This window comes from Xanthobacter sp. BG11Y11_SDJG (assembly GCF_057364445.1).
Map to the genome: position 1 here is coordinate 1 of NZ_JBNFNU010000105.1, position 11951 is coordinate 11951.

At 68.1% G+C, this 11951-nt stretch carries 6 protein-coding genes and 3 pseudogenes; 6 read left to right on the forward strand and 3 right to left on the reverse strand.

What is annotated here, in order from left to right; translation table 11 throughout:
• Positions 1–466, reverse strand: a 466-nt coding sequence (locus AC2W7M_RS10975; RefSeq protein ID WP_486132405.1) for a Ros/MucR family transcriptional regulator, incomplete at its 3' end; no start/stop codon positions are given.
• 661 nt (positions 467–1127) lie between these two features.
• Here AC2W7M_RS10975 and recR point away from each other — a divergent pair.
• Positions 1128–1732 (forward strand): annotated as a pseudogene (gene recR, locus AC2W7M_RS10980) (recombination mediator RecR).
• Positions 1733–1881: 149 nt separating this feature from the next.
• On the opposite strand, the gene AC2W7M_RS10985 reads toward recR, so the two are convergent.
• A complete protein-coding gene (locus AC2W7M_RS10985; protein ID WP_486132398.1) occupies positions 1882–2532 on the reverse strand; it encodes a glutathione S-transferase family protein in 651 nt (216 codons plus the stop codon).
• A 466-nt stretch (positions 2533–2998) separates the two neighbouring features.
• Here AC2W7M_RS10985 and AC2W7M_RS10990 point away from each other — a divergent pair, with 466 nt between their 5' ends.
• The 3 genes and pseudogenes from AC2W7M_RS10990 to AC2W7M_RS11000 all read left to right on the forward strand — a co-directional run bounded on the left by AC2W7M_RS10990 (position 2999) and on the right by AC2W7M_RS11000 (position 7316).
• Positions 2999–4216: a polyhydroxyalkanoate depolymerase gene (locus AC2W7M_RS10990; RefSeq protein ID WP_486132406.1), complete on the forward strand. Its 1218-nt coding sequence runs from the start codon at positions 2999–3001 to the stop codon at positions 4214–4216.
• A 270-nt stretch (positions 4217–4486) separates the two neighbouring features.
• A pseudogene (locus tag AC2W7M_RS10995) lies at positions 4487–5760 on the forward strand (MFS transporter).
• A gap of 125 nt (positions 5761–5885) precedes the next feature.
• Positions 5886–7316, forward strand: a complete 1431-nt coding sequence (locus AC2W7M_RS11000; RefSeq protein WP_486132400.1) for a homospermidine synthase — start codon at positions 5886–5888, stop codon at positions 7314–7316.
• 52 nt (positions 7317–7368) lie between these two features.
• Here AC2W7M_RS11000 and ccrA read toward each other — a convergent pair whose 3' ends face one another.
• The gene (ccrA, locus tag AC2W7M_RS11005; protein WP_486132402.1) at positions 7369–8652 is read right to left on the reverse strand and encodes a crotonyl-CoA carboxylase/reductase; all 1284 of its coding nucleotides are present in this window, start codon (positions 8650–8652) and stop codon (positions 7369–7371) included.
• Positions 8653–8898: 246 nt separating this feature from the next.
• On the opposite strand from ccrA, the gene AC2W7M_RS11010 reads away from it, so the two are divergent.
• Positions 8899–9135 carry a GlsB/YeaQ/YmgE family stress response membrane protein gene (locus AC2W7M_RS11010; protein WP_486132404.1) on the forward strand — a complete coding sequence of 79 codons (237 nt, stop codon included), beginning with the start codon at positions 8899–8901 and terminating at the stop codon, positions 9133–9135.
• A gap of 610 nt (positions 9136–9745) precedes the next feature.
• Positions 9746–11718 (forward strand): annotated as a pseudogene (locus AC2W7M_RS11015) (methylmalonyl-CoA mutase family protein).
• Positions 11719–11951 lie beyond the last annotated feature (233 nt).

Sequence of the window (11951 nt, forward strand, 5' to 3'; positions counted from 1 at the left end):
GGCCGCGTCGGCCGCTCAGGCGGCGGCAGCGGCGCGGCGGCGGGCGGGCTTCGTTGGCCGGGGCGGGCGCCTTCTTGCGGCTCTGGCCGAGGCCCATGTTCTTGGCGAGCTCGGAGCGCGCCGCCGCATAGGCCGGGGCGACCATGGGATAGTCCTTCGGCAGGCCCCACTTCTCGCGATAGGCTTCCGGCGTCATGCCGTAGCTGGTGCGCAGGTGCCGCTTCAGCGACTTGAACTTCTTCCCGTCCTCCAGGCAGATGATGTATTCGGGGGTCACCGACTTCTTGATCGGAACCGCCGGCTTCTGTTCCTCCAGCGGCTGCGCCGCCGGGGTGCCGAGCTGGCCGAGCGCGCGATGCACCGCCTCGATCAGGGCCGGAAGCTCGGCCGCCGAGACGCTGTTGTTGCTGACATACGCCGCGACAATGTCCGCGGTGAAGTCGATATGGCTGGGCGCCTGGGGCATGGTGGCCGTTTCGCTCACGGGTATCCCTTTCTGCATTCTCTGCTCCGCCGGCGGCCGAGCAGTTGGATAACGATTCAACACAATTGTTTCACAGCACCCCAATTAAGGCAAATTTTCTATTTTCCAATCTTTTTTTCAAAACTGATGCTCGACCATGAACTCTTGCCGCGCCAGCAACGCCAGGGCATCGATGTCTCTCCCATCCCGCATTGGCGAGTGGCGCTTACCCCCACATCGCGCGAAAACGGGCTGATTCGCCGAACAATTTTCCTGTGTAGCGCGCTGAACCGGAAATTGATCTTACGCAACCCGCAACCGTTTGGCCGGGAACACCGGACGCCGGCCGGCGAGAGCACGCGCCGATCCGCCAACAGCGCGCGCTGATCGCACGAGGGCTCAGGTCTCCTGATGACGGTGGGGCAAAAAACCGAGAAAACGGTTTCCGTTTGCTCCGAGGGGACGTCGAGAAAAGACCGCGGGAGGCCCGGGGGCAGCCACGGCGCCTCTGCGCGCCGCGCGCGGTCTGGTGGCGCGGGTGCCGCCGCGTCCGGTGCGCTGCGGGTTGCGCGATCGGGCCGTCCCCCGTTGGCGCAGCGACAGCGGCAGGCTACATGCGGGGGGAGCCCCTCAGCACCGCGCCGCGGCGCGTCCGGAACCTGCCATGCCCCGCGCCGTTGCCGGCCCCGAGATCGAACGCCTCATTCAATTGCTCGCGCGCCTTCCCGGGCTCGGCCCGCGCTCGGCCCGCCGCGTGGCGCTCCACCTCATCAAGAAGCGTGAAGGACTGATGGCGCCGCTTGCTGCCGCGCTCACGGACGCGCTCGGCAAGATCGTCGTATGCCGCACCTGCGGCAATGTGGACGTGTGCGACCCGTGCAGCATCTGCACCGACCCGACGCGCGACCCGCTGGTGCTGGTGGTGGTCGCGGACGTGTCGGATCTCTGGGCCCTGGAGCGGGCCGGGGTGCTGAATGCGCGCTATCACGTGCTGGGCGGCGTGCTCTCGCCGCTCGATGGCGTCGGGCCGGAAGACCTGAACCTCGCCGCCTTGGTGGACCGGGTGCACCAAAGCGCGGTTCCGAGGTGATCCTGGCCCTCGGGGCGACGGTGGACGGCCAGACCACGGCCCACTACGTCACCGATTTGCTGCGCGACCTGCCGGTGAAGGTGACGCGCCTCGCCCAGGGCGTGCCGGTGGGGGGCGAACTGGACTATCTCGACGAGGGCACGCTCTCGGCCGCCATCCGCGCCCGCACCCGCATGTAGCGCCGCGCGGACCGTAGGTCCATTCCGGCGCGACCGGCGCCCCCGGCGGCCGCGCCGCTACGCTTGCGAGCGCACATAATTTGTGCATCGCACGGCGGCGCAGCCCGCTGGCTGCCTGGCGTGCTGGCCGATGCGGGGGCTGGCGGCTCTCAGAACTCCACGTCCAGCTCTTCCAGCTCCTCCGGCTCCGCCAGCGCGCCGGCGATCCATTCCTGCATGTGGTCGAGCGCCATGACGCGGTCGCGATAGCCGGCGCAGGCGGCGTCGAGCGGCACGTCATAGGTGGTGAAGCGCGAGCACACCGGGGCATACATGGCGTCGGCGAGGGTCGGGTGCGGCCCCATGAGGAACGGGCCGCCATGGGCGGTGAGGCAGCCGCGCCAGATGGCGACGATGCGCTCGATGTCGGCCTGCGCGCCGGCCCACACCTTGAAGCCGGGATAGCGCGCCTTGATGTTCATGGGCAGCGCCGAGCGCATGTTGGCGAAGCCGGAATGCATCTCGCCCGAGATGGAGAGGCAGTGTGCGCGCACCGCCCGGTCCGGCGGCAGCAGCCCGGCCTCGGGGAACACCTCGTTGAGGTAGGAGCCGATGGCGAGCGTGTCCCAAACGGTGACGCCCTCGTGCACCAGGCGAGGCACGAGGAACGAGGGCGAAAGCAGCAGCAGCTCCGCCTTGGCGTCCGGATCGTCCACCGGCACCCGCTCCTCCTCGAAGACGAGGCCGGCCATCTTGCACATCAGCCAGCCGCGCAGCGACCAGGAGGAGTAGTTCTTGCTGGAGATGGTGAGCGTTGCCATGGTCCCGCGCGCCTTCCGTCCCGATCCTGGGTTGTCCGCTCGGGCTTGCGCCCCTGGGATATTTCGCCTGCCGGCCCGAGTGAACCACTTTGCGCCGGACCGCCTCAAGCCTCAAAATATGAGCACGAAAACTGCAATCTGCTCATGCGGCAAGCAGACCCGCCCCTGCGCGCCCGGCGAACCAAGAAATCCGCCGGAAAACCGGACGATGACGACTTGGCGCCCCGGTTGCGTGTTGCATTGCATCACGCGCCGTTTCAATATCATTGGAACAGCTACTACCTATCGGGGTCCCTGGAAAGATCGGAAAGGACCCTGCGACAATAACTTAAGGTTCCGACGTCCGCGGGGGGCGCCGGTCCACCGGAAGGCGCGGAACAGAAGGGTTCTTCAAGAACATGCCTGAGCTTTCCCTCTCGTCCTCCTGCGCCGGGCGGACCGCCTGCGCGGCGTGTCCGCGGCACCCATGATGTATCGCGCCTATCAGACCCGCGCCGATCTCATGGAGCCCGTGCGGCTGATGGCGGGCCTTGCCCGGCAGACGCTCACCGGACCGCTCGTCAACGGCTATGCCCATGCGGGGCTGAGGCACCTGGCCGCCGCCTATGAGATGATCGAGCGCGCCGGGCTCAGCCACGGCCGGCCGGATTTCGGCATCCGCTCGGTGGAGGTGGGCAATCGCGAGGTGAGGGTGACGGAGGAGCGCAGCAAGGTGCTGCCCTTCGGCACGCTGCTGCGCTTCCGGAAGGACGTGGAGATCGCCCAGCCGCGCGTGCTCGTGGTGGCGCCGCTCTCCGGCCACTTCGCGACGCTGCTGGTCAACACCGTGAAGACGCTGCTGCCCGACCACGACGTCTACATCACCGACTGGCACAATGCCCGCGACGTGCCGCTCTCCGAGGGCCCGTTCGCCTTCGACGATTATGTGGAGCACATCGTCAAGTTCTTGGAGCACCTGGGGCCGGGCGCGCACCTTCTGGCGGTGTGCCAGCCCTGCGTCCAGGCGCTGGTGGCGACCGCCGTGATGTCGCAGGACCGCAATCCCGCGACCCCGGCCTCCATGACGCTGATGGCCGGCCCCATCGACTGCCGCATCAATCCCACGGTGGTGAACAACCTCGCCACCTCCAAGCCCATGAGCTGGTTCGAGCGCAACCTCATCTCCAAGGTGCCGGCGGGCTTTCCGGGCGCGGGGCGCCGGGTCTATCCCGGCTTCATGCAGCTCACCGCCTTCGTCTCCATGAACATGACGCGGCACCTCAAAGCCCACCTCGACCTCTACAACCACCTCGCCGAAGGCGACCTGGAGAAGGCCGAGGCGGCCAAGACCTTCTACGACGAATATTTCGCCGTGCTCGACCTCGATGCCGACTTCTACCTTCAGACCGTGCAGTACGTGTTCCAGGACTACCGGCTGCCCAAGGGCGAGCTGACCTATCGCGGCAACCCCATCGACTTCCGCGCCATCCGCAAGACGGCGCTGCTGACGGTGGAGGGCGAGCGCGACGACATCTGCTCCATCGGCCAGACGGTGGCGGCGCAGGACATCTGCTCGGCGCTGCGCCCCCACAAGAAGCGCCACCACATGCAGGCCGGCGTCGGCCATTACGGTGTGTTCTCGGGCCGCAAGTGGGCGGGGCAGGTCTATCCCATCGTGCGCAACCACATCCTCGCCAGCGACTGAGAGGCCGAGGCTGACCGGGGCCAGCCGGCGGTCTTTGCGCGCCGCCGATTTCCATCCGCTCGTCATCCCCCGCCTTGTGCGGGGGATCCACTTTGCGGCCAGGCCGGCGCTCACCTTTCCAGGGAAGAGCAAGCGACTCGGTGGATGCCCCGGACAAGCCGGGGCATGACGGCGCCTTGACGAATGGGAGCCGGCTGACCGCGGCCCTCAAACGCGAGCCATGCGCAATTCGGCCTTCCGCGCTCCACGTCGCGGCGGTATGCGCAGGCCATGACCCCGCCCGCCCCGCCGCCTTTCGCCCCGCGCCTTGCCGACCATCCCGACTTCAAGCTGTTCTGGATCAGCCGGGTGGCCTCCTCGCTGGCGTTCCAGGTGCTCGCGGTCGCGGTGGGCTGGATGGTCTACGACCTGACGCGCAGCGCGCTGGCCCTTGGCCTGGTCGGCCTGTTCCAGTTCCTGCCGCTGCTGCTGCTGACGCTGGTGGTGGGGCAGGTGGCCGACACCTTCGACCGGCGCCGCATCATCCTGGTGTGCCAGGCGCTCGCGGCGGCGACCATGGCTGCGCTCGCCGCAGGGCTCGCCACCGGCGCGGCGGGGGTTCTGGCGCTGTTCGCGACGGTGAGCGTGATCGGCGCCACCGCGCGTTCGAGCACCCGACCCTCAACGCGCTGCTGCCGGGGCTGGTGCCGGGCGAGCTGCTGCCGCGCGCGCTCGCGGTGTCGTCCTCGGCGATCCAGACCGCCACCATCGCCGGCCGGCTTTTGGGCGGCCTGGCCTATGCCGTCGCCCCCACCCTGCCCATCGCGCTCGCCGGCGCCTGCTACGGCGTCGCGGCGATCGCCATGGCGCTGGTGCGCCACCGGGCGGCGCGGGTTGAGCGCGGGCCGGTCTCGCTGGAGACGCTGCTCTCGGGGCTCGCCTTCATCCGCCGCAGCGAGGTGGTGCTGGGCTCGATCTCGCTCGACATGTTCGCGGTGCTGCTCGGCGGGGCGACCGCGCTGCTGCCAATCTTCGCCAGCGACGTGCTGCATGTGGGCGCCGTGGGCCTCGGCGTGCTGCGCGCGGCACCGGCGGCGGGGGCGGTGGCCATGGCGTTCGTGCTCGCGCGGGTGCCGCTGGTGCGCGCCGTGGGGCCGTCCATGTTCGCCGCGGTGGCGGTGTTCGGGCTCGCCACCATCGTGTTCTCGCTCTCCACCAGCTACGGGCTGTCGCTCGCCGCGCTGGCGGTGCTCGGCGCCGCGGACAATGTGAGCGTCGTCATCCGCTCCTCGCTGGTGCAGCTCTCGACGCCCGACGAGATGCGCGGGCGGGTGAGCGCGGTGAACTCGCTCTTCATCGGCACCTCGAACCAATTGGGCGAGTTCGAATCCGGCGTCACCGCCGCGCTGCTCGGCCCGGTGGGAGCGGGCCTCGTCGGCGGCATCGGCACCATCCTGATCGCCGCCGCATGGGTGCGCCTGTTCCCCGCTCTGTGGCGGATCGACGAGATGCCGGCGCGGCCCAAACCCGCCTCTCAGGTGCCAAAAGCCATTGAAACCGCCTGATTTGCCGGCTCTTCTCCCGATCCTTTGTTGACGCGCCGGGCGCAGTTTCCCATGGTGCGCCCGCCTGCGGCCCCCCTCCGGGCCGGCAGGCCCTTCTCCCGTGCTGACCCGAGGAGTTTTGCGCCATGAGCGACTGGCCGGTCCACGCCAAGATCGACGGCCCCATCGTGATGATCGGATTCGGTTCCATCGGCCGGGGCACCCTGCCCTTGATCGAGCGGCACTTCGATTTCGACCGCGAGCGCATGGTGGTGATCGATCCCGTCGCCGACCACCGCAAGCTCCTGGATTCCCGCGGCATCCGCTTCATCCAGGCCGAGGTGACGGCGGAGAGCTACCGCGACCTGCTCACCCCGCTGCTCACCAACGGCCCCGGCCGCGGCTTCTGCGTGAACCTGTCGGTGGACGTGTCGTCCATCGCCGTGATGGAGCTGTGCCGCGAACTGGGCGTGCTCTACATCGACACCGTGATCGAGCCCTGGAAGGGCTTTTATTTCGACGAGACGATGCCGACCGCGGCGCGCACCAACTATGCGCTGCGCGAGAGCCTTCTGGCGGCGCGCCGGCGCAATCCCGGCGGTCCGACGGCGGTCTCCACCTGCGGCGCCAATCCGGGCATGGTGTCCTGGTTCGTGAAGCAGGCGCTGCTCAACATCGCCCACGACACCGGCCTCGACCGGCCCGAGCCCACCAGCCGCGAGGAGTGGGCGCAGCTCGCCCGCGGCCTCGGCGTCAAGGGCATCCACATCGCCGAGCGCGACACCCAGCGCGCCCGCGAGCCCAAGGTGATGGGCCAGTTCTGGAACACCTGGTCGGTGGAGGGCTTCGTCTCCGAGGGCCTGCAGCCGGCGGAACTCGGCTGGGGCACGCACGAGAAGAGCCTGCCGCCGGACGGGCGCACCCACGAGACCGGCTGCGGCGCCGCCATCTATCTGCTGTCCCCCGGCGCCGCCACCCGCGTGCGCTCCTGGACGCCGACGCCCAAGGCCCAGTACGGCTTCCTCGTCACCCACAACGAGGCCATCTCGATCGCCGACTATCTGACGGTGCGCGACGGCGCAGAGGTGGTCTACCGCCCGACCTGCCACTATGCCTACCACCCCTGCAACGACGCGGTGCTGTCGCTGCACGAGATGTTCGGCAATGGCGGCCACTTCCAGGAGACCTGGAAGATCCTCGACGAGCACGAGATCGTCGACGGCATGGACGAGCTGGGCGTGCTGATCTACGGCCACGCGCGCAATGCCTACTGGTTCGGCTCCCAGCTCTCCATCGAGGAGACGCGCGAGCTGGCGCCCTATCAGAACGCCACGGGTCTGCAGGTGACCTCCGCCGTGCTCGCCGGCATGGTGTGGGCGCTGGAGAACCCGAACGCCGGCATCGTCGAAGCCGACGAGATGGACTTCCGCCGCTGCCTCGAGGTGCAGACGCCCTATCTCGGACCGATGATCGGCACCTATACCGACTGGACGCCCCTGACCGGCCGCCAGAAGCTCTTCCCCGAGGATTTGGACCTCGAAGACCCCTGGCAGTTCAAGAACATCATCGTCCGCTGACGGGACGGCGGGTGCTCCGGTCGCACGGAGCACCCGGCGGGATGCGCCCGCCTCAGTCCTTCTGGCCCGCCTCGATCACGTCGTCGAGGGTGCGCAGGCCGGTGCGCGGGGCGTTCACCAGCACCGCCATGTTGCCGGGGGCGTGCTGGTTCTTCCACATCTTCGTGTGGGCCTCGGGGATGCGGTCCCAGGGGAACACTTCCGACATGCACGGGTCCACGCGCCGGTCGATGATGAACTGGTTGGCGGCGGAGGCCTGCTTGAGGTGGGCGAAGTGGGAGCCCTGGATGCGCTTCTGCCGCATCCAGACGTAGCGGGCGTCGAAGGTGATGTTGAAGCCCGTGGTGCCGGCGCAGAACACGATCATGCCGCCGCGCTTGCCCACCAAAGTGGAGACCGGGAAGGTCTGCTCGCCCGGATGCTCGAACACGATGTCCACGTCGCGCTTGCCGGTGATGTCCCAGATCGCCTTGCCGAACTTGCGGGCTTCCTTCAGCCATTCCGCATATTCCGGCGAATTCACCGTGGGCAGCTGGCCCCAGCACTTGAAGTCCTTGCGGTTGATCACGCCCTTGGCGCCGAGGCCGAGCACGTAGTCCCGCTTGGTCTCGTCGGAGATGACGCCGATCACGTGCGCGCCGGAGGCGGCGGCGAGCTGCACGCCGAACACGCCGAGCCCGCCCGAGGCGCCCCACACCAGGACATAGTCGCCCGGCTTCACGGTGTGCGGCGGATGGCCGAACAGCATGCGGTAGGCGGTGGCCAAGGTGAGCGTGTAGCAGGCGCTCTCCTCCCAGGTCAGGTGGCTCGGCCGCGGCATCAGCTGGCGCGCCTGAACCCGGCAGAACTGGGCGAACGAGCCGTCCGGCGTCTCATAGCCCCAGATGCGCTGGGAGGGGGAGAACATGGGGTCGCCGCCGTTGCACTCCTCGTCGTCCCCGTCGTCCTGGTTGCAGTGGACCACCACCTCGTCGCCCACCTTCCAGCGCTTCACCTTGGGCCCCACGGCCCAGACGATGCCGGAGGCGTCGGAGCCGGCCACGTGGAACGGCGCCTTGTGCACGTCGAAGGGGGAGATCGGCTGGCCGAGGCCGGCCCAGATGCCGTTGTAGTTCACGCCCGCCGCCATCACGAGGACCAGGACGTCGTGCTCGCCCAGCGCCCAGGTGGGCACCACCTCGAGCTGGAACGACTCCTCCGGCGGCCCGTGGCGCTCGCGGCGGATGGCCCAGGCGTACATCTGGGAGGGCACGTGGCCGAGCGGCGGAATCTCGCCGAGCTCGTAGAGATCCTTCACCACCCCCTCATCCGCTCCCGCGGTTGCAGTCTGGCCCATGGCGTCGCGTCCTCTCGCTGGCGGACCATTCGGTCACGTTGGATGTCATATCGCAGTGCAGCGTAGCAGAGAATAATTCCAGGTCGATAGCCCACTTTCTGCCGATCTCGCGCGGTTTTGCGATGTTGCAGTGAACCATAGGGCCGCGCTCGCGTTTCTATTTCCGCACGCCGCGCCGAGAGCTAAGGTGGCGGCGGCCGCGGGGCCGCGCGCTGCTCCGGATCGGCGCTGGAGAGGGAGAGACATATGGGCATTTTGTGGATGATCATCGTCGGCGCCATCGCCGGCTTCCTGGCGGGGCAGCTGTTCCGCGGCTACGGCTTCGGACTGGTGGGCAACATCGCCGTGGGCATTGTCGGCGCCCTGATCGGCGGCTTCCTGTTCGGCAACGTGTTCCTGGTGGGCGGCATCATCGGCCAGATCGTCTCGGCCACCATCGGCGCGGTGATCCTGCTGTTCGTGATCTCGCTGGTGAAGCGATGACCGGCCGCCCGGCCGGGGGCAGCGACGTCGAGATATTCAATCGAGATCTCAGCCCGGTAATGTGGCTCGGCTTCCAATGCCTCGTGGGGCTGGCTCTGGGCCTGGTCTCCGCCATTGCACCAGGAACGTTCGCACAAGGGCAAAGTGCGATCGTCTTGATCGGCTTGAGGATTTGCGGCGCCGTATTCGCTGCGATGGCCGCGTACTCTTTCGTGTTTTCAGTAATGCGCCCGGGGCAAGTTCTACGTATCGACCAGGATGGACTGATCAACGCACAGCACCGCGGGTTCAATTTCCGTTGGACCCAAGTGCGCGCTGTGGGCGAGGGCTTTGAAGGCTCTGGCCTGTCGCGCCTGCGCTTCATCGTTGAACAGCCCGATGGCGCCTTGAATACGAGAGATCTGGTTTTCAAGGATTGGGATGCCTCGCCGGAGCAAATCGTGAATGCGATCCGAGGGCATCTTGGGCCAGGCATGTCCGCGCTGAAGGATGTAACCCCCACCAGACCGCCGCCGGCGGCCTGGAACCCTCCAAATTTCCCATCGACGCAGCCCGCATTGCGACGCACAATCGCGCCAATTATCCAAAAGCCACGCATGGGGATTAGGAAATGGTGGTCCGCGATAAACCCTGGCTCTTCCGCACCTATGCGGGGCACTCCACCGCCGCGGATTCCAACAAACTCTATCGCTCGAACCTCGCCAAGGGGCAGACCGGCCTCTCCGTCGCCTTCGATCTGCCGACCCAGACCGGCTACGACAGCGACCATCCCCTCGCCCGCGGCGAGGTGGGCAAGGTGGGCGTGCCCATCTCCCATCTCGGCGACATGCGGACGCTGTTCGACGGCATCCCGCTCGCCGAGATGAACACGTCGATGACCATCAACGCCTGCGCGGCGTGGCTGCTCTCGCTCTACATCGCCACCGCCGACGAGCAGGGCGCCGACCGCACCAAGCTCCAGGGCACCACCCAGAACGACATCATCAAGGAATATCTCTCTCGCGGCACCTATGTGTTCCCGCCGGCGCCCTCCATGCGGCTCACCAAGGACACCATCATCTTCACCACCGAGCACCTGCCGAAGTGGAACCCGATGAACGTGTGCTCCTACCATCTGCAGGAGGCTGGGGCGACGCCGGTGCAGGAACTCGCCTTCGCGCTCGCCAACGCCGTCGCCATCCTCGACACAGTGAAGGCGTCGGGCGAGGCCGAAGGCCCGGTGTTCGGCGAGGTGGTGGGGCGCATCTCCTTCTTCGTGAACGCGGGCTTGCGGTTCATCACCGAGATGTGCAAGATGCGCGCCTTCGTGGACCTCTGGGACGAGATCTGCGTCGAGCGCTACGGCATCACGGACGCCAAGCAGAAGCTGTTCCGCTACGGCGTGCAGGTGAATTCGCTCGGCCTCACCGAGCAGCAGCCGGAGAACAACGTCTACCGTATTCTCCTCGAGATGCTGGCGGTGACCCTCTCCAAGAAGGCCCGCGCCCGCGCCGTGCAGCTGCCCGCCTGGAACGAGGCGCTCGGCCTGCCGCGCTCCTTCGACCAGCAATGGTCGCTGCGCATGCAGCAGGTGGTGGCCTATGAGACCGACCTGCTCGAATACGGCGACATCTTCGACGGCTCCACCGAGATTGCGAAGAAGGTCGAGGAGCTGAAGGCGGAGGCCCGCGCGGAACTCGCCCGCATCGACGGCATGGGCGGCGCGGTGGCGGCGATCGAGAATTCGTACATGAAGCAGGCGCTGGTGGAGAGCAACACCAAGCGCCTGGAGGCAATCGAGCGGGGCGAGCAGGTGGTGGTCGGCGTCAACCGCTGGACCGAGACCGAGCCCTCCCCGCTCACCACCGGCGAGGGCGCCATCCTCACCGTGCCGGAGCATGTGGAGCCGGAGCAGATCGCCCGCCTGAAGGCCTGGCGCGAGGCGCGCGACCCCAAGGCGGTGGCGGCGGCGCTGGCGCGCTCAAGAGCGCGGCCCAGGAGGGGCGCAACGTGATGGAGCCATCCATCGCGTGCGCCAAGGTGGGCGTCACCACCGGCGAGTGGGGCGGCTGCCTGCGCGAGGTGTTCGGCGAATACCGCGCCCCCACCGGCGTCGGCCGCGCGGCGCGCGCCGACACCCAGGGCCTCGACGCGGTGCGCGAGAGCGTGGACGCGGTCTCCGCGAAGCTCGGCCGGCGCATCAAGTTCCTGGTGGGCAAGCCGGGTCTCGACGGCCATTCCAACGGCGCCGAGCAGATCGCCGTGCGCGCCCGCGACTGCGGCATGGAGGTGGTCTATGAGGGCATCCGCCTGACCCCGGCCGAGATCGTCAACGCGGCGCTGGAGGAGAGCGTCCACGTCATCGGCCTCTCCATCCTCTCCGGTTCCCACGTGCCGCTGGTGCGCGACGTGATGGAGCGCCTGCGCGCCGAGGGCCTCTCGGACGTGCCGGTGGTGGTGGGCGGCATCATCCCGCCGGAGGACGAGGCGCAGCTGAAGGGGTTCGGCGTGGCGGCGGTCTATACGCCGAAGAATTTCGAGCTGAACCGCATCATGGCGGACATCGTCTCCATCGTCGACCGCGAGGCGCAGAAGGCGGCGTAAGGCGGCGGGCGGCCACGGCCGGCGCGGCCCGAAAATGGACCCGACCCGGCCCCGCGGGTGGGTTCAATTTGCTCCGATCGCGCTCTAGATTGCCCCCCATACGACGCGCGCAACGGGGGCTTCGGCGTGGGACATCTTTCGGGACGCTGGGACGTGAGGCGCGCCGCGCGCCGCGCCGGGGCTGGCCATGATCCTTGCGGCCCTGGCGCATCGGGCGCCGCGGCCCACGACGC

What these genes read in the sequence shown, in the direction of transcription:
- AC2W7M_RS10985 (WP_486132398.1), bottom strand. Translation starts at nt 2,532, where the DNA reads ATGGCAACGCTCACCATCTCCAGCAAGAACTACTCCTCCTGGTCGCTG.
- AC2W7M_RS10990 (WP_486132406.1), top strand. Translation starts at nt 2,999, where the DNA reads ATGATGTATCGCGCCTATCAGACCCGCGCCGATCTCATGGAGCCCGTG.
- AC2W7M_RS11000 (WP_486132400.1), top strand. Translation starts at nt 5,886, where the DNA reads ATGAGCGACTGGCCGGTCCACGCCAAGATCGACGGCCCCATCGTGATG.
- ccrA (WP_486132402.1), bottom strand. Translation starts at nt 8,652, where the DNA reads ATGGGCCAGACTGCAACCGCGGGAGCGGATGAGGGGGTGGTGAAGGAT.
- AC2W7M_RS11010 (WP_486132404.1), top strand. Translation starts at nt 8,899, where the DNA reads ATGGGCATTTTGTGGATGATCATCGTCGGCGCCATCGCCGGCTTCCTG.